The 16,555-nt window shown below is 56.3% G+C and carries 16 protein-coding genes; 12 read left to right on the top strand and 4 right to left on the bottom strand.

Annotation, left to right across the window (positions count from 1 at the left end):
• Positions 1-13: 13 nt before the first annotated feature.
• Complete coding sequence (malF, locus tag ACSEMK_RS22390) at positions 14-1,558, bottom strand: maltose ABC transporter permease MalF (RefSeq protein WP_113374990.1); 1,545 nt, start codon at positions 1,556-1,558, stop codon at positions 14-16.
• A 129-nt stretch (positions 1,559-1,687) separates the two neighbouring features.
• Positions 1,688-2,878 carry a maltose/maltodextrin ABC transporter substrate-binding protein MalE gene (gene malE, locus ACSEMK_RS22385; RefSeq protein ID WP_087858845.1) on the bottom strand — a complete coding sequence of 397 codons (1,191 nt, stop codon included), beginning with the start codon at positions 2,876-2,878 and terminating at the stop codon, positions 1,688-1,690.
• Between the two features lie 370 nt (positions 2,879-3,248).
• On the opposite strand from malE, the gene malK reads away from it, so the two are divergent.
• The 5 genes from malK to ubiA all read left to right on the top strand — a co-directional run bounded on the left by malK (position 3,249) and on the right by ubiA (position 8,378).
• Positions 3,249-4,358, top strand: a complete 1,110-nt coding sequence (gene malK / locus ACSEMK_RS22380) for a maltose/maltodextrin ABC transporter ATP-binding protein MalK (protein WP_015368770.1) — start codon at positions 3,249-3,251, stop codon at positions 4,356-4,358.
• Between the two features lie 99 nt (positions 4,359-4,457).
• Entirely contained in the window at positions 4,458-5,756 is a 1,299-nt protein-coding gene (locus tag ACSEMK_RS22375; protein WP_015368769.1) for a maltoporin, read from the top strand.
• A 106-nt stretch (positions 5,757-5,862) separates the two neighbouring features.
• Positions 5,863-6,810, top strand: coding sequence for a maltose operon protein MalM (gene malM / locus ACSEMK_RS22370; protein ID WP_087858844.1), 948 nt, complete (start codon positions 5,863-5,865; stop codon positions 6,808-6,810).
• Between the two features lie 188 nt (positions 6,811-6,998).
• Positions 6,999-7,496 carry a chorismate lyase gene (gene ubiC, locus ACSEMK_RS22365; RefSeq protein ID WP_087858843.1) on the top strand — a complete coding sequence of 166 codons (498 nt, stop codon included), beginning with the start codon at positions 6,999-7,001 and terminating at the stop codon, positions 7,494-7,496.
• A 12-nt stretch (positions 7,497-7,508) separates the two neighbouring features.
• Positions 7,509-8,378 (top strand): 4-hydroxybenzoate octaprenyltransferase, encoded by an 870-nt coding sequence (gene ubiA, locus ACSEMK_RS22360; RefSeq protein ID WP_015368766.1) that lies wholly within the window; start codon positions 7,509-7,511, stop codon positions 8,376-8,378.
• Positions 8,379-8,429: 51 nt separating this feature from the next.
• Here the strand turns inward: ubiA and plsB are convergent, their stop codons facing one another.
• Positions 8,430-10,853: a glycerol-3-phosphate 1-O-acyltransferase PlsB gene (gene plsB, locus ACSEMK_RS22355; RefSeq protein WP_087858842.1), complete on the bottom strand. Its 2,424-nt coding sequence runs from the start codon at positions 10,851-10,853 to the stop codon at positions 8,430-8,432.
• A gap of 130 nt (positions 10,854-10,983) precedes the next feature.
• Here plsB and ACSEMK_RS22350 point away from each other — a divergent pair, with 130 nt between their 5' ends.
• From ACSEMK_RS22350 to ACSEMK_RS22335, 4 genes are all read left to right on the top strand, one after another.
• Entirely contained in the window at positions 10,984-11,352 is a 369-nt protein-coding gene (locus ACSEMK_RS22350; protein ID WP_087858841.1) for a diacylglycerol kinase, read from the top strand.
• A gap of 122 nt (positions 11,353-11,474) precedes the next feature.
• On the top strand, positions 11,475-12,083 hold the full coding sequence (gene lexA, locus ACSEMK_RS22345; protein WP_015704040.1) for a transcriptional repressor LexA: 609 nt from the start codon (positions 11,475-11,477) through the stop codon (positions 12,081-12,083).
• Between the two features lie 70 nt (positions 12,084-12,153).
• Positions 12,154-13,479 (top strand): MATE family efflux transporter DinF, encoded by a 1,326-nt coding sequence (gene dinF / locus ACSEMK_RS22340; protein ID WP_430915474.1) that lies wholly within the window; start codon positions 12,154-12,156, stop codon positions 13,477-13,479.
• Between the two features lie 175 nt (positions 13,480-13,654).
• Positions 13,655-13,864, top strand: a complete 210-nt coding sequence (locus ACSEMK_RS22335) for a CsbD family protein (RefSeq protein ID WP_015704042.1) — start codon at positions 13,655-13,657, stop codon at positions 13,862-13,864.
• An 80-nt stretch (positions 13,865-13,944) separates the two neighbouring features.
• On the opposite strand, the gene zur is transcribed toward ACSEMK_RS22335, so the two are convergent.
• Positions 13,945-14,460, bottom strand: coding sequence for a zinc uptake transcriptional repressor Zur (zur, locus tag ACSEMK_RS22330; RefSeq protein ID WP_045379090.1), 516 nt, complete (start codon positions 14,458-14,460; stop codon positions 13,945-13,947).
• Between the two features lie 114 nt (positions 14,461-14,574).
• On the opposite strand from zur, the gene ACSEMK_RS22325 reads away from it, so the two are divergent.
• From ACSEMK_RS22325 to pspG, 3 genes are all read left to right on the top strand, one after another.
• Positions 14,575-15,063 carry a cupin domain-containing protein gene (locus tag ACSEMK_RS22325; protein WP_430915475.1) on the top strand — a complete coding sequence of 163 codons (489 nt, stop codon included), beginning with the start codon at positions 14,575-14,577 and terminating at the stop codon, positions 15,061-15,063.
• Between the two features lie 102 nt (positions 15,064-15,165).
• Positions 15,166-16,164 (top strand): tRNA dihydrouridine(20/20a) synthase DusA, encoded by a 999-nt coding sequence (gene dusA / locus ACSEMK_RS22320; protein WP_430915476.1) that lies wholly within the window; start codon positions 15,166-15,168, stop codon positions 16,162-16,164.
• A 141-nt stretch (positions 16,165-16,305) separates the two neighbouring features.
• Positions 16,306-16,548 carry an envelope stress response protein PspG gene (gene pspG / locus ACSEMK_RS22315; RefSeq protein WP_015368757.1) on the top strand — a complete coding sequence of 81 codons (243 nt, stop codon included), beginning with the start codon at positions 16,306-16,308 and terminating at the stop codon, positions 16,546-16,548.
• Positions 16,549-16,555 lie beyond the last annotated feature (7 nt).

Below are 16,555 nucleotides of genomic sequence, written 5' to 3'. Positions count from 1 at the left end.
GTCGTTATCTCCCTTAATCAAACTTCATGCGCGTGGCTTTCAGATTCACAATCGCTAACGCCCCAACCAGCAGGAAGATAAGCGTGGCGATAGCCGCCGCCAGGCCGAAGTCCTGACCGCCGCCGCCTTCAAAGGCGATACGATAGGTGTAGCTCACCAGCAGGTCGGTATAACCGGCCGGCGTGGTGGTGCCGAGACGGTCCGGGCCACCGTTGGTTAACAGTTGAATCAGTACGAAGTTGTTAAAGTTAAAGGCGAAGCTGGCAATCATCAGCGGCGTGAGCGGCTTGATCAGCAGCGGTAGCGTAATTTTAAAGAAGTTCTGAAACGGGCCCGCGCCATCCATCGCCGACGCCTCGTACAGATCGTCCGGAATCGCCTTCAGCAGCCCCATGCACAGAATCATCATGTACGGGTAGCCCAGCCAGGTGTTGACGATGATGATCATCGTGCGTGCGGTGGTTGGGTCGCTAAACCAGGCTGGTTTAATGCCGAACAGCGCGCTCAGCATCATGTTGATTTCACCAAAGCTCTGGTTAAACAGCCCTTTGAAAATCAGTATTGAGATAAATGACGGCACTGCATACGGCAGAATCAACAACACGCGGTAAATCGCTTTGCCCTTCAACGCTTCCCACTGCACCAGGCAGGCCAGCACCATTCCCACGGCGACGGTCAAAATCACCGTCAGCACCGAGAACACCACGGTCCAGACGAAAATGGCGAAGAACGGTTTCTGGATCCCTTCATCCTGGAAAACGCGGGTGAAGTTATCCCAGCCGATGGTAACGGTATAACCCGGGCTCAGCTTCTCATTGCCCCAGCTGCCATCGGCATTGATGGATTGATAAAAGCCGATGTCGGCGTTAGGGCGATATTTTACGCCGCTTTGGTTGTTAGTGAGCGTGCCGTCGTTGGCCAGCGCGTACAGCGGTTGGGTACCGGAGAACTGGCGCAGTGAACTCATAATCACTTTGCTTTCATCCGGCAGCACGGCGGTCAGTTGGTTCAGCGCGGCGCGGTTCTGGGTGATTACGCGTAAATTCGCGCGTTCGCCTTGCGGCAGGACATCGGCTTCTTTTAACGCCAGCTTCTGCTCGCCGCCAAATTTAAAGGCTTCGGAGAGATAATTTTTACCGCTTTCACCGTCCGTCAGCGCCAGCTGCCACTCATCGCCCGCCGGGTAGAGTGAGAAGTTATAGGCTTTGCCGGCCTGGAAAGAACGGTCCATCAGTACCTGCTGGGCGCGTTCGAAGGTGAGCTGGTTGGTGCTGCTGTAGTTAGTGAAGGCGATGGCAATGGTACAGATCAGCGGAAACAGAACAAACAGCCCCATCCCGGCGAGACCCGGATAAACATAGCGCCAGGCGTAAGCCTTGCGATTAGAAAAAATATACAGGCCAACCGAGCTTAAAATCAGCGTCATGATGGCGAACAGGTACTCCCCCTGGGCGTACATTAAAACAACAAGGTAACCCACCAGCAGGCACAGCAAACCAATCACAGACCATGTGAGTTGCGGGCTTTGCCACCAGTGTTTCTTTTTAACGGCATCCATGGGGATCATCCTCTACAACGTTAAATATCTGTCGACAAGAGTGCCTGATGGCGCTGTGCTTATCCGGCCTACAAAGCGTGTAGGCCGGATAAGGCATTTATGCCGCCATCCGGCACGTGTGCGACGGTATTACTTGGTGATACGGCCCTGTGCATCCTTCAGTGCGGCATCGACGGTCTGACGGCCGCTTGCGGCGTTGATAACCGCGGTACGGACGGCATACCAGAATGCAGACATCTGCGGAATGTTCGGCATGATTTCGCCTTTCTGCGCGTTAGCCATGGTGGCGGCGATACGCGGGTCTTTTTCCAGCTTCTCCTGGAAGGATTTCAGCGCCACGGCGCCCAGCGGTTTATCGTTGTTCACCGATTCCAGGCCCTGATCGGTCATCAGGTAGTTTTCAAGAAACTCTTTCGCCAGTTCTTTATTCGGGCTGGCGGCGTTAATCCCGGCGCTCAGTACGCCAACGAATGGTTTAGACGGTTTGCCTTTGAAGGTCGGCAGCAGAGTAACGCCGTAGTTAACCTTACCTTTGTCTATGTTCGACCACGCCCACGGACCGTTGATGGTCATCGCGGTTTCGCCTTTGTTGAACGCCGCTTCCGCGATGGAGTAGTCGGTGTCGGCATTCATGTGTTTATTCTTGATGAGGTCGACCAGGAAGGTCAGACCGGCTTTTGCCCCGGCGCTATCGACGCCGACGTTTTTCACGTCGTATTTGCCGTTTTCAAACTTAAACGCGTATCCGCCATCGGCGGCAATCAGCGGCCAGGTGAAGTACGGTTCTTGCAGGTTGAACATCAGCGCGCTCTTACCTTTCGCCTTCAGCTCTTTATCCAGCGCAGGGATCTCTTCCCAGGTTTTCGGCGGGTTCGGGACCAGGTCTTTGTTATAAATCAGCGACAGGGCTTCCACTGCCACCGGGTAAGCGATCAGTTTGCCGTTGTAGCGTACGGCATCCCAGGTGAACGGATAGAGTTTGTCCTGGAACGCTTTATCCGGGGTGATTTCCGCCAGCAGACCGGACTGCGCGTAGCCGCCAAAACGGTCATGCGCCCAGAAGATGATATCCGGGCCGTCGCCGGTCGCCGCAACCTGCGGAAACTTCTCTTCCAGCTTATCCGGATGTTCTACGGAAACTTTAATGCCGGTATCTTTTTCGAACTTTTTACCCACTTCAGCGAGGCCGTTATAGCCTTTATCGCCGTTAATCCAGATAACCAGCTTACCTTCTTCAATTTTTGCGAGGGCAGAGGCGGAAAACATCATCGTCGTCAATGCAGACAGCGCGAGGATGCGAGCGCCAGTTTTGATTTTCATATACCCGTCCTATTTGGTGATGTGCTCGTGGATACACTTGAGTGGTTTAACGCTGATGAGTTTCCTTTTTTAACAACCTCTTTCCATCCTCCCTATGTCTACGCCCCGCCCGCCGTTTATGTGATCCGCATTGCAGAAATGCCGGTAATGGGCCCTGGAGCACATAAAAAAGCCACCGTTTTTGTCGCTTCGATCACGAAATGACCTTTTGCCGGGAACTTCCGGCGGCGAGAGGCAATTTCTCATCCTCCCGTCTCCTCCCCCATCAAAAACCCGGGGGGTGGAGGATTTGCCAACGTAATGAATGCCGCATAGTCAGCCCATCTTGAATGTGTCTTTAAGTGACAGGTTGTAACGAAGGGAGAAGGGCATGGCGAGCGTACAGCTACGAAATGTAACGAAAGCCTGGGGCGACGTGGTGGTATCTAAAGATATCAATCTCGAGATCCAGGATGGGGAGTTCGTCGTGTTTGTAGGACCGTCGGGCTGCGGCAAATCCACCCTGCTGCGTATGATTGCCGGACTGGAAACGGTCACCAGCGGCGATCTGTTTATTGGCGATACCCGAATGAACGATGTGCCGCCCGCCGAGCGCGGTATCGGCATGGTATTCCAGTCTTATGCGCTCTATCCCCACCTTTCCGTTGCCGAAAACATGTCTTTTGGCCTGAAGCTGGCCGGAGCGAAAAAAGAGGTGATTAACCAGCGCGTGACCCAGGTCGCCGAAGTGTTACAGCTGGCGCACCTGCTGGAGCGTAAGCCGAAAGCGCTCTCCGGCGGCCAGCGTCAGCGCGTGGCCATTGGCCGTACCCTGGTCGCCGAGCCGCGGGTTTTCCTGCTTGATGAACCCCTGTCCAACCTTGATGCCGCACTGCGCGTGCAGATGCGTATCGAAATCTCCCGTCTGCATAAGCGCCTTGGCCGCACGATGATTTACGTCACCCACGATCAGGTGGAAGCCATGACCCTGGCCGACAAAATTGTGGTGCTGGATGCCGGCCGCGTCGCGCAGGTCGGGAAACCGCTGGAACTCTATCACTATCCGGCAGACCGCTTTGTCGCGGGCTTTATCGGTTCGCCGAAGATGAACTTCCTGCCGGTCAAAGTCACCGCGACCGCCATCGAACAGGTACAGGTCGAACTACCGAACCGCCAGCAGGTCTGGCTGCCGGTAGACAGCGCCCACGTTCAGGTCGGCGCCAATATGTCTTTGGGCATCCGCCCGGAACACCTGCTGCCGAGCGACATCGCCGATGTCACCCTTGAGGGCGAAGTGCAGGTGGTCGAACAGCTTGGTCACGAAACGCAAATTCATATCCAGATCCCCGCCATCCGTCAGAACCTGGTGTACCGCCAGAATGACGTGGTGTTGGTAGAAGAGGGAGCCACATTCGCCATCGGTTTGCCGCCGGAGCGCTGCCATTTATTCCGTGAGGATGGCACCGCTTGTCGTCGGTTGCATAAAGAGCCGGGCGTATAAGGTTCCCCATTAAAAGAAGACGCGAACCCAGCGCGCAGCCAACCATGCGGCGGCCGACGGGGAAGTGTTCAAAGAAAAGCAATGATCTCAGGAGATAGAATAATGATTACTCTGCGCAAACTTCCACTGGCGGTAGCCGTTGCGGCGGGCGTGATGTCTGCCCAGGCGCTGGCTGTCGATTTCCACGGCTACGCGCGTTCCGGTATTGGCTGGACCGGCAGCGGCGGCGAACAGCAGTGCTTCCAGGCCACCGGCGCTCAAAGTAAATACCGTCTCGGTAACGAATGTGAAACTTACGCTGAACTGAAACTGGGCCAGGAAGTGTGGAAAGAGGGCGATAAGAGCTTCTACTTCGATACCAACGTTGCCTACTCGGTATCGCAGCAGAACGACTGGGAATCTACCAGCCCGGCCTTCCGTGAAGTTAACGTGCAGGGTAAAAACCTGATCGACTGGCTGCCGGGATCAACCCTGTGGGCCGGTAAGCGCTTCTATCAGCGTCATGACGTTCACATGATCGACTTCTACTACTGGGATATTTCCGGTCCAGGCGCCGGTATCGAAAACATCGATCTGGGCTTCGGTAAACTCTCTCTGGCCGCCACTCGTTCTTCTGAATCCGGCGGCTCGGCAACCTATGCTGACCGCGATCCGCTGACTGGCGAACGCGTTTACGATCATCTGGTACCGAACGACGTCTTCGACGTGCGTTTAGCGCAGATGGAAACCAACCCGGGCGGTACGCTGGAGCTGGGCGTGGACTATGGTCACACCAACGTGCCGGATGACTACTACCTGCAGCCGGATGCATCGAAAGATGGCTGGATGTTCACCGCTGAACATACCCAGAGCATCCTGAAAGGCTACAACAAATTTGTTCTGCAGTACGCGACCGACGCCATGACCTCCAACGGTAAAGGCGTACCGCAGGGCGGCAGCATCAATAACGATGGTTCCATGTGGCGTGTGCTTGACCACGGCGCGGTCTCTCTGGCGGACGATTGGGACATGATGTACGTCGCCATGTACCAGGACGTCAACCTGGACAACAACAACGGTACCAAATGGTGGACCGTCGGCGTACGTCCTATGTACAAATGGACGCCGATCATGAGCACCCTGTTGGAAGTCGGCTACGACAACGTCAAATCGCAGAAAACCGGCGACAGCAACAACCAGTACAAAATCACCCTGGCGCAACAGTGGCAGGCGGGCGACAGCATCTGGTCCCGTCCGGCAATTCGTCTGTTCGCCACCTACGCGAAGTGGGATGAGAAGTGGGGTTACACCGATAGCGGTGTTGCCATGCGCGATACCTCTGGTACCGGCATCAACACTTCCAGCCGCGGCGACAACGATGAGTGGACCTTCGGCGCCCAGATGGAAATCTGGTGGTAATGCAATCCGCATCATGATGAGTAAAGAGGGGCGGCAGCCCCTCTGTTTTCGGCCCAGCGCGCTATTGCCTGGCTAACGCTCGGCCATAGGAATTGAGGTGATAACAATGAATATGAAGAAAAGTCTCGTTGCCCTCTGCCTGTCCGCCGGCCTGCTGGCCAGCGTACCCGCAGTCAGTTTTGCTGATGTCAATTTCGTGCCGCAGAATACCTCTGCCGCGCCGTCAATCCCGGCTTCCTCGCTGCAGCAGTTGACCTGGACGCCGGTCGATCAATCGAAAACCCAAACCTCCAAAGTGGCGATCGCCGGACAAACGTTGAATGTCCCCGGTATCGCCGGGCCGGTGGTGGCCTATAGCGTACCGGCCAATATCGGCGAGTTAACCCTGACGCTGACCAGCGAAGTCGACAAACAGACCAGCGTCTACGCGCCAAACGTGCTGATCCTCGATCAGAGCATGACGCCGTCCGCCTTCTTCCCGAGCAGCTATTTTACCTATCTGGAGCCGGGCGTAATGAGCGCCGACCGCCTGGAAGGAGTAATGCGCCTGACGCCGGCGCTGGGACAGCAGAAAATTTATGTGCTGGTGTTTACCACTCCTCAGGATCTGCAGCAGACCACTAAATTAATCGACCCGGCGAAAGCCTACGCGAAAGGCACCGGTAACGCGGTGCCGGACATTCCGGATCCGATCGCTAAACATACCACTGACGGCACCTTGAGCCTGAAGGTGAAAACGTCTTCGAGTTCCAGCGTGCTGGTGGGCCCGCTGTTTGGATCTTCCGGCCCTGGCCCGGTGACCGTCGGCAATACCGCGGCGCCGGTCTATAACGCCCCGTCCGCTGCGCCTGTTGTCGCGCCGGCTGCTGCCGCCCCAGCGGCGAAAAGCGAACCGATGCTTGACGATACCGAAACCTACTTCAACAACGGTATCAAGAAAGCGGTGAAACAAGGCGATATCGACAAAGCCCTGAAATTGATGAACGAAGCTGAGCGCCTCGGCTCGAAATCTGCTCGTTCCACCTTTATCAGCAGTGTAAAAGGCAAGGGGTGACCGTCTCCCCACAATGCTGATGTTTAGGCACAGCCTTTAGGTGCGTCCGCCTGGACGCACTTTTTTTTATCGCGCAGCGGCAACTGTTGCATGCCTGTTGCGCGGATGATCGTATATTGACGTTTGCCCGCCCTCAAAACGCTATTCTGCGATACAATGCCTGCACGTTTTGTACCGGAGAATCAGGCATGCCACATCCTGCGCTTACGCAACTGCGTGCGCTGCGCTATTTTGCCGCCATACCCGAGCTGGACGCGCCGCTGCGCGACTGGCTGTTGCTGGAAGACTCAATGACCAAACGCTTTGAGCAACAAGGGAAAAAGGTCACCGTGACCATGATTAACGAAGGTTTCGTCGGGCGCGACGCGCTGGCTGGCGAAGAATCCCTGCTGCCGGAAGAAGCGCGTTATTGGCTCCGGGAGATCATTCTTTGCGCCGATGGCGAACCCTGGCTTGCCGGTCGTACCCTCGTGCCGGAATCGACGCTATGCGGCCCGGAATTAGCCCTGCAGCAGCTGGGGCAGACGCCGCTGGGCCGGTATCTGTTTACATCGTCGACGTTAACCCGTGATTTTATTGAGATTGGTCGTAGTGCACAGCTGTGGGGGCGACGTTCCCGTCTCCGGCTGAGCGGCAAACCGCTGCTGCTGACAGAGCTTTTTCTGCCTGCATCGCCATTGTATTAAGAGGAAGAGAAAATGGAGTGGAGTCTGACGCAGAATAAGCTGTTGGCGTTTCACCGCCTGATGCGTACTGACAAACCAATCGGCGCGCTATTGCTGCTGTGGCCGACGCTGTGGGCGTTATGGGTGGCTTCACCCGGGGTGCCGCCGTTGTGGATTCTGGCGGTGTTTGTCGCTGGCGTCTGGTTGATGCGCGCCGCCGGCTGCGTGGTGAATGACTATGCCGACCGTAAATTTGATGGTCACGTGAAGCGTACGGCTCGTCGCCCGCTACCAAGCGGCGAGGTCACGGAAAAAGAAGCGCGGATATTATTCGCGGTGCTGGTAGGGCTCTCCTTCCTGCTGGTGCTGACGCTCAATACCATGACCATCCTGCTGTCGGTCGCGGCGCTGGCGCTAGCCTGGGTTTATCCCTTTATGAAGCGCTATACCCATCTGCCGCAGGTGGTGCTGGGCGCGGCCTTTGGCTGGTCGATCCCGATGGCTTTCTCGGCGGTGAGTGAAGCGCTGCCGCTCAGCTGCTGGCTGATGTTCCTCGCTAATATTCTGTGGGCGGTCGCTTACGATACCCAGTATGCGATGGTCGATCGCGACGATGATGTCAAAATCGGCATTAAGTCGACGGCGATCCTGTTCGGTGAAAACGATCGTTTGATTATCGGTATTCTGCAGGTTGCCGTGCTGGTATTGATGGGCGCGGTGGGCTGGCTGAATGGGCTGAACTGGGCATTCTACTGGTCGCTGTTTATTGCGGCAGGATTGTTTGTCTGGCAGCAGAAGCTTATCTTCAAGCGCGAACGCGATAACTGCTTCAAAGCGTTTATGAATAATAACTACGTTGGGCTGGTGCTGTTTCTCGGTCTGGCGATGAGTTACCTGCAGTAAATCCTTCTTTCCCCGACTCGCGCCGCGAGCCGGGGAACAGAAGCCGCAATATTATGCGTCGTCCTGAGCGGCGCTCTCAATCGTCAAACGTACATCTGACGTAATCAAATCCGCCAGCATCTGGTAGACCTTCAGGGTCTCTGCCGGCTCGGCATCGCCGGTATCGCTGATGTAGCCTTCGTCACGCAGGGTCAGCACCAGGGTACTGAACACCGCCTTATCGAAGAACTCCGGCGCGTTGATACCGTGCAGTACCGACAGACGCTGCGCCATGGTGCGGCTCTCTTTTTCCAGCGTACTGCGGTTGATGGACGGGTTGGCGCTCAACAGCCAGAAGGTGATCGCGTAGCGCTGTAACGTCTCGCGCGCGCCGGCGGCCAATAGCTGCAGGGAACGAGAGTGCGCCGGGTTGACGCTCATCTCATCGCCATTCAGTACCACCAGACCCTGACGCTGCATTTCCGCCATCAGCGCATCGATAACGCCCGCCAGTTCTGCTTTTTCCCAGCGCAGGAACAGCTCGGCTTTCAGGAACGGATAGAACATCTCGACATGACGCAGCACTTCGCTACGGGAGATGCGGCGATGCTGGGTCACGATAGCGGCCAGCAGCGACGGCATCACCAGCATATGGGCGATGTTGTTGCGATAGTAGGTCATCAGCACCGCCTGCTCGCGCGGCAGGATGATGATATCGCCGATGGTGTCTTTCTCGACTTCGAACTTGTTCATCTGCAGCGCGTGGTCGATAAGCTCGCTGGCGGAAGCCGTCGGCGCGGTCGAATCGGTGGAGTACGGCACGTTACGCAGTAGGTCGAGGTAGCAATCCAACTGCTGGGTCAGCTGCTCACGGGTCAAAGAACGCTGACGCGACGCCAGAAGCGCCGTACAGCACAGGTTCATGGCGTTGGCCGCCCCGGCATTGTTGATGCGCACCATCAGATCGGCGGCGATATTATTCACCGTCGGCGTCAGCCAGGAAGGGCGGACGGCTTCTATAGGATCGATGGCTTCGCGCCATTCCGGTACGTGCTGATTGAGGTAGGTCATCAGCGGCAGCGGTTCGCCGAAGTTAACGTAGCCCTGGCCGAGATTACGCAGCTTGCTGAGGCCGCGCACCATCTGCGGCAGGCTCTCTTTTTCTTTTGTCGCGCCGCGCAGCTCTTTGGCGTAGGTACCGACTTCCATCACGTGCTCGTAGCCGATATAAATCGGCACCAGCGTGATGGGGCGGCTACCGCCGCGCAGCATCGCCTGGATAGTCATCGACAGGGTGCCGGTTTTCGGATCCAGCAGACGGCCGGTACGGGAACGCCCGCCTTCGACAAAGTATTCCACCGAATAACCACGGCTGAACAGCTCGCCAAGATATTCGCGGAATACCGTGGAGTAGAGCTTGTTGCCCTTAAAGGTACGGCGAATAAAGAAAGCGCCCAGGCGGCGGAAAATCGGCCCGGCCGGCCAGAAGTTGAGGTTTATGCCGGCGGCGATATGCGGCGGCACCAGCCCCTGATGATAAAGCACATAAGAGAGCAGCAGGTAGTCCATGTGGCTACGGTGACAGGGCACATAGACAATCTCATGGCCGTCATGCGCCAGCTGGCGTACGCGCTCGGCGTTATGCACGTTAATCCCCTGATACAGACGGTTCCAGGTAAAGCCCAGAATACGGTCAGTCAGGCGGATCATTTCATAAGAGAAGTTAGCGGCAATCTCTTCCATCAGCGCGATGGCGTTCTGCTGGGCCTTCTCGTGAGATATCTTCTTGCTGCGCGCTTCATCTTCTACCGCGCGGGCGATAGCTTTCGATGCCAGCAGCTTGTTGAACAGATCCTGGCGGGCAGGGAGGCGCGGGCCGACGGCGGCCAGACGTTGACGGGCGAAGTGCATACGCGCCACGCGGGCCAGCTTCTGGGCGATGATTTTATCGGTCCCGTGCTCATCCGCCATGCGACGCAGAGAGACAGAAGGCGAGAAACGCACGAAGCTATCGCGGCCAAGCCAGGAGACGGCGAAGAATTTCTGAATACCGTTAAGCATCCGCAGCGGCGGATTCTCTTCGCCTTTTTCACGACCCGGCGCGCGGCCGAACATGACCGACACCGGTACCATTTGCACGTCGAGGTCGGGATGATTACGGTGCAGATCCAGGTAGTCGTGGAAAAGCTTGATGGACTCTTCTTTCGGCGTGTAGTAGGTAAACACGCGCGGACCGCCGTGGATGAAAACGTAGCGCGGCAGCAGTGTGCCGTCGATTTCCAGCGGTTCAAAAGGGTCGGGTAAATCATGCGCCAGGCACTGGGCGCGCAGGGTCAGCAGGTCCGCCTTGGAGTTATAAGGCAAGACGTACATTATCGGACGCGAGGTATCGAGCCCTAATTCCTGAGCAGGTTCTGCCGGAATAGACTTGCTTTTTACCAGCACCCGTAATGGTAAATTCAGTAATTTATAGTAAATTCGTTGCCAGCCGGACATAAACGATGTGAAGCCTCTGGTTAATCATGCAAATGCGCGGCAAGAATAACAGAAAGCGTACAAAATTTCCGTTGTCACACGGCAAACACGTACACTCAGCGACGTCATTTACATTAAAAGGTTCTTTTTGATGGCCAATAATACCACTGGGTTAACCAGAATCATTAAAGCAGCAGGTTATTCCTGGAAAGGTTTCCGCGCGGCGTGGGTGAACGAAGCCGCTTTCCGCCAGGAAGGCGTCGCCGCTATTGTGGCCGTGGCGATAGCCTGCTGGCTGGATGTCGATGTCATTACGCGAGTCCTGCTCATTGGCTCGGTCCTGTTAGTGATGATAGTCGAAATTCTAAACAGCGCGATTGAAGCGGTGGTTGACCGAATCGGGCCTGAGCATCATGAGCTTTCCGGGCGCGCCAAGGATATGGGCTCGGCGGCGGTACTGCTGGCGATAATCATCGCGTTGATCACCTGGACCATGCTTTTGTGGTCGCATTACCGCTAAGTCTTGTCGGCAACGCTCGCAAAACGCAAAGAATCTCCTGATTTTTATATGATATGTGGTTCCAAAATCACCATTAGCTGTATATACTCACAGCATAACTGTATATACACCCAGGGGGCGGAATGAAAGCGTTAACGACCAGGCAGCAAGAGGTGTTTGATCTCATCCGGGATCACATCAGCCAAACGGGCATGCCGCCGACGCGTGCGGAAATTGCTCAGCGCTTGGGGTTCCGTTCCCCGAACGCGGCGGAAGAACACCTCAAAGCGCTGGCGCGTAAAGGCGCGATTGAAATCGTCTCCGGCGCTTCACGCGGCATTCGTCTGCTGACGGAAGAAGAACATGGCCTGCCGCTGATTGGCCGCGTCGCCGCGGGCGAGCCGCTGCTGGCGCAGCAGCATATTGAAGGTCACTACCAGGTTGATCCAGCGATGTTTAAACCGAATGCCGACTTCCTGCTGCGCGTTAGCGGGATGTCGATGAAAGACATCGGTATCCTCGACGGCGATCTGCTGGCGGTGCATAAAACTCAGGACGTGCGTAACGGCCAGGTCGTCGTCGCGCGTATCGATGAAGAAGTCACCGTAAAACGTCTGAAAAAGCAGGGCAACGTCGTTGAACTGCTGCCGGAAAACAGCGAGTTTTCCCCAATCGTCGTCGATCTGCGCCAGCAGAGCTTCACCATTGAAGGTCTGGCCGTCGGCGTGATCCGTAACGGTGAGTGGCTGTAACTCCCGTCCTAACGCAGCGTCATCATGATGCATGACGCTGCGATGTTCCTCCTCTGTCTGGTCCCTCTTCATGCTGCTCAACGCCGCCGATAAAGCACTGTGGCGCCTCGCGCTACCGATGATTTTCTCGAACATTACCGTTCCGCTGTTGGGGCTGGTCGATACCGCCGTTGTCGGCCATCTTGATAGCCCCGTATACCTTGGCGGCGTCGCCGTCGGCGCGACGGCGACCAGTTTCCTCTTTATGCTGCTGCTGTTCCTGCGAATGAGCACCACTGGCTTAACCGCTCAGGCCTATGGGGCCAAAGATCCGCAGCGGCTGGCGCGCGCGCTGGTGCAACCGCTGATCCTGGCGCTGGCCGCCGGGCTGCTCATCGTTCTGTTCCGCATGCCGCTCATTGACCTCGCGCTGCATATCGTCGGCGGCAGCGAGGCGGTACTGGAACAGGCCAGGCGGTTCCTTGAAATCCGCTGGCTCAGCGCCCCGGCGTCGTTGGCCAACCTGGTGCTGTTAGGGTGGTTGCTTGGCGTCCAGTACGCTCGCGCCCCGGTCATCCTGCTGGTGGTCGGTAATTTGCTGAATATCGTGCTCGATCTGTGGCTGGTGATGGGGCTGCATATGAACGTGCAGGGGGCGGCATTGGCGACGGCGCTGTCGGAATACGCCACCTTTATCATCGGCCTGCTAATGGCGAAACGGGTGCTGGCGCTACGCGGCGTGACGTTTGCCATGTTGAAAGAGGCGTGGCGCGGCAATATGCGGCGCCTGCTGGCGCTTAACCGCGACATCATGCTGCGTTCGCTGTTGCTGCAGCTCTGCTTTGGCGCCATCACCGTCTTCGGCGCCCGTCTTGGCAGCGACGTGGTGGCGGTCAATGCGGTACTGATGACCATGCTGACCTTTACCGCTTACGCGCTGGACGGTTTTGCCTATGCCGTCGAAGCCCATTCCGGGCAGGCCTACGGCGCGCGTGACGGTAGCCAACTGCTGGAAGTCTGGCGCGCGGCCTGCCGGCAATCGGGAATGGTCGCGCTGGCGTTCGCGCTGATCTATAGCTTGGCGGGTGAGCATATCGTCGCGCTATTGACCTCTATCCCATCATTGCAGCAGCTGGCAGACCGCTATCTGTTCTGGCAGATGATCCTGCCGGTGATTGGCGTCTGGTGTTATCTGCTGGATGGCATGTTTATTGGCGCGACGCGCGGCGCGGAGATGCGTAATAGCATGGCGGTAGCCGCCGCGGGGTTTGCGGTAACGTTGCTCTCTGTGCCCATGCTCGGCAACCACGGCCTATGGCTGGCGCTGGCGGTGTTCCTCGCGCTGCGTGGAATTTCGCTGGCGCTCATCTGGCGCCGCCACTGGCAGCGTGGCACCTGGTTTAATTCACCCTCCTGAATGTAAGTATCCCGGCTGAGCGCAGCGCGAGCCGGGAAAATTCCCCCAGCGTTTTCAATCGGCATGATGGTTAAAAATTCCGAATAACGAATCGTCGTCAGCATTGTCATCTATAGTTATTACCATGTCCGGAACAAAACGGGCTGTTAACCCACCGAATCATGAGGACGTAATGATGAATAAAGACGAAATCAGCGGTAACTGGAAACAGTTGAAAGGTAAAGCCAAGGAACAGTGGGGTAAACTGACCGATGACGATATGACGGTCATTGAAGGGAAGCGCGATCAGCTAGTCGGTAAAATTCAGGAACGCTACGGCTATGCGAAAGATCAGGCCGAAAAAGAGGTGTCTGACTGGGAGCGTAAGAACGATACGCGCTGGTAGCGAATTCTGTTTTGACCCCCTGTTTATGCCTGTCTAACGGCATAGCGATATGCCGTAGCTTCCCGCTGACGTCGCCCGACTCAGCGGGCTTTCTTTTTAATCTGGATAGTATGATCGTGATGGCAGTGTTCGCGGGCGCTGCAGGCTTCGACTTCCACGCAGGCCGCGCACAACCCATGCGCTTCAATCACATTATGCCGTAGAGCAAAGCCCATTCTGGCCGCCAGCGTATGCATGATATCTTCTACGCCTTCCGCACACTCTTCTTTGACCACGCCGCAGCGATCGCAGATAAACATCGCCGAACTGTGGGTGGGCTGATCGAAAAGGTGGCACAGCACATAGCTGTTGGTCGATTCCACTTTGTGCACAAAACCTTGCTCCAGCAGAAACTCCAGCGCGCGATAGACCGTCGGCGGCTTCGCCTGCGGCTCTTTTTCACGCAGCAGATCCAGCAGATCGTAGGCGCTAATCGCCCCTTGCTGCAGGCTCATCAGACGCAACACTTCCAGACGCTGCGGGGTCAGGCGTACGCCACGTTGCACGCAAAGCTTTTCAGCCTGCGCTAACATTTCTTGCGAAGTGGTGTTATCCATGAGCATCCTCTGGTTGCGTGATGTTGAAACTGTTACTTTATCACGAACCAGGTAAAACGCCGAGATCCTGCAAGCTTTGCTATACCTGATGTATCTCATTTTCGGGAGAAAACGATGAAACGACCTGATTGCATTCGACATTGGCGCGAACTGGAAGGTGCGGATGATTCCACCTACCCCGATAGTCACGAGCTTTTTTCTATTGGCGCGCCTCTTGCCCACGGCCTACGGCTAAATCGGCTGGGCATCCATCATGAACGTTTACCGCCGGGACGAAGAACCTCTTATCCGCATGCGGAAAGCGATGAAGAAGAGTTTATCTATGTGCTGGAAGGTTTTCCGGAAGTCTGGATCAATGGCTATCTATGGAAGCTGGAGCCGGGCGATAGCGTTGGTTTTCCGGCGGGAACTGGCGTATGTCATACCTTCCTGAATAATACCGAGCAGGAGGTGCGGCTGCTGGTCGTTGGCGAAGCGAATAAAAAGCACAACCGTATCTACTATCCGTTGAACCCGGGTTATGCCGCGACTCGCCAGGACCGCTGGGTAGATCATCCTCCGCAGTTCTTTGGCCCGCACGACGGTAAACCGCGTAAAATATAGGCCACATTTTCACCATGGTGCGTGGCGTTCGACGCTATGCGCCGTGGTTTGTGTTTGTGCTATAGTAGCGCCCCTTTTTACCCGGATGCTTATTTATTCGCCATGATGCCAGAATCCACGTCTACCGCTTTTGCCGCCCACCGTTTTTCTATCGCGCCCATGCTCGATTGGACCGACAGACATTGCCGCTACTTCCTGCGTCTGCTGTCGCGCCATACTCTGCTGTACACCGAAATGGTCACCACCGGCGCGATAATTCACGGTAAAGGCGACTACCTGGCCTATAGCGAAGAAGAACATCCGGTAGCGCTGCAGTTGGGCGGTAGCGATCCTGCGGCGTTAGCGCAATGCGCGAAGCTCGCCGAGGCGCGCGGCTATGATGAGATTAACCTCAATGTAGGTTGCCCCTCTGACCGCGTGCAAAACGGGATGTTTGGCGCCTGTCTGATGGGCAATGCCGCGCTGGTGGCGGACTGCATCAAAGCGATGCGCGACGTGGTGTCGATCCCGGTAACGGTAAAAACCCGTATTGGCATTGACGATCGGGATAGCTATGAATTCCTGTGTGATTTCATTGAGACCGTCTCCGGCAAAGGGGAGTGTGAAATGTTCATCATTCACGCCCGTAAAGCCTGGCTTTCCGGCCTGAGCCCGAAAGAGAACCGCGAAATCCCGCTGCTGGATTATCCGCGCGTCTGGCAACTGAAACGTGATTTTCCGCATCTGACGATGGCGATTAACGGCGGAATTAAATCTCTGGCAGAGGCTAAACAGCAGCTTGAGCATATGGACGGCGTGATGGTGGGGCGCGAAGCCTATCAAAACCCGGGCATTCTGGCTTCTGTGGATCGCGAGATTTTCGGCGTCGACGGCGCGGATGCCGATCCGGTGGCGGTGGTGCGCGCAATGTATCCCTATATCGAGCGAGAGCTCAGCAGCGGTACCTATCTTGGCCATATCACCCGCCATATGCTGGGATTGTTCCAGGGGATCCCCGGCGCGCGTCAGTGGCGCCGCTATCTCAGCGAAAACGCCCACAAAGCGGGCGCCGATATTAACGTGCTGGAGCACGCGCTGAAGCTGGTTGCCGATAAGCGTTAAACTTTTCGCTAAAAACTGGTCTATTTCGCCACGCCCTACAGCACTGCTGTGGGGCGTTTTGTTTTAATTCAATGGGTTATAACTGGCACGATTCTTGAAATAGCCAATCAGCTATCTGGTTATTTATTTCGGGAGAAGACCATGCTGGAACTCTTATTTGTTATTGGCTTTTTTGTCATGTTGCTGGTCACCGGCATCTCGCTGCTTGGCATTATTGCCGCGCTGGTCGTCGCCACCGCGCTGATGTTCTTTGGCGGCCTGTTCGCATTAATGTTTAAGCTGCTACCCTGGTTGCTGCTGGCGGTGGCCGTCGTATGGGTCATTCGGGCGATGAAATCGCCGACCACAACCCGCTATCGCCGCGAAGATCGCTGGCGCTACTAAGCCATCA

It is taken from the genome of Klebsiella sp. K-3, from assembly GCF_051207495.1.
GTDB classification, from domain to species: domain Bacteria; phylum Pseudomonadota; class Gammaproteobacteria; order Enterobacterales; family Enterobacteriaceae; genus Klebsiella; species Klebsiella aerogenes.
This window is presented reverse-complemented; position numbering and strand designations above follow the sequence as displayed.

Coding starts and splice junctions, on each gene's coding strand:
- malF (WP_113374990.1), bottom strand. CDS start 1,558: ATGGATGCCGTTAAAAAGAAACACTGGTGGCAAAGCCCGCAACTCACA.
- malE (WP_087858845.1), bottom strand. CDS start 2,878: ATGAAAATCAAAACTGGCGCTCGCATCCTCGCGCTGTCTGCATTGACG.
- malK (WP_015368770.1), top strand. CDS start 3,249: ATGGCGAGCGTACAGCTACGAAATGTAACGAAAGCCTGGGGCGACGTG.
- malM (WP_087858844.1), top strand. CDS start 5,863: ATGAATATGAAGAAAAGTCTCGTTGCCCTCTGCCTGTCCGCCGGCCTG.
- ubiC (WP_087858843.1), top strand. CDS start 6,999: ATGCCACATCCTGCGCTTACGCAACTGCGTGCGCTGCGCTATTTTGCC.
- ubiA (WP_015368766.1), top strand. CDS start 7,509: ATGGAGTGGAGTCTGACGCAGAATAAGCTGTTGGCGTTTCACCGCCTG.
- plsB (WP_087858842.1), bottom strand. CDS start 10,853: ATGTCCGGCTGGCAACGAATTTACTATAAATTACTGAATTTACCATTA.
- ACSEMK_RS22350 (WP_087858841.1), top strand. CDS start 10,984: ATGGCCAATAATACCACTGGGTTAACCAGAATCATTAAAGCAGCAGGT.
- lexA (WP_015704040.1), top strand. CDS start 11,475: ATGAAAGCGTTAACGACCAGGCAGCAAGAGGTGTTTGATCTCATCCGG.
- dinF (WP_430915474.1), top strand. CDS start 12,154: ATGCTGCTCAACGCCGCCGATAAAGCACTGTGGCGCCTCGCGCTACCG.
- ACSEMK_RS22335 (WP_015704042.1), top strand. CDS start 13,655: ATGAATAAAGACGAAATCAGCGGTAACTGGAAACAGTTGAAAGGTAAA.
- zur (WP_045379090.1), bottom strand. CDS start 14,460: ATGGATAACACCACTTCGCAAGAAATGTTAGCGCAGGCTGAAAAGCTT.
- ACSEMK_RS22325 (WP_430915475.1), top strand. CDS start 14,575: ATGAAACGACCTGATTGCATTCGACATTGGCGCGAACTGGAAGGTGCG.
- dusA (WP_430915476.1), top strand. CDS start 15,166: ATGATGCCAGAATCCACGTCTACCGCTTTTGCCGCCCACCGTTTTTCT.
- pspG (WP_015368757.1), top strand. CDS start 16,306: ATGCTGGAACTCTTATTTGTTATTGGCTTTTTTGTCATGTTGCTGGTC.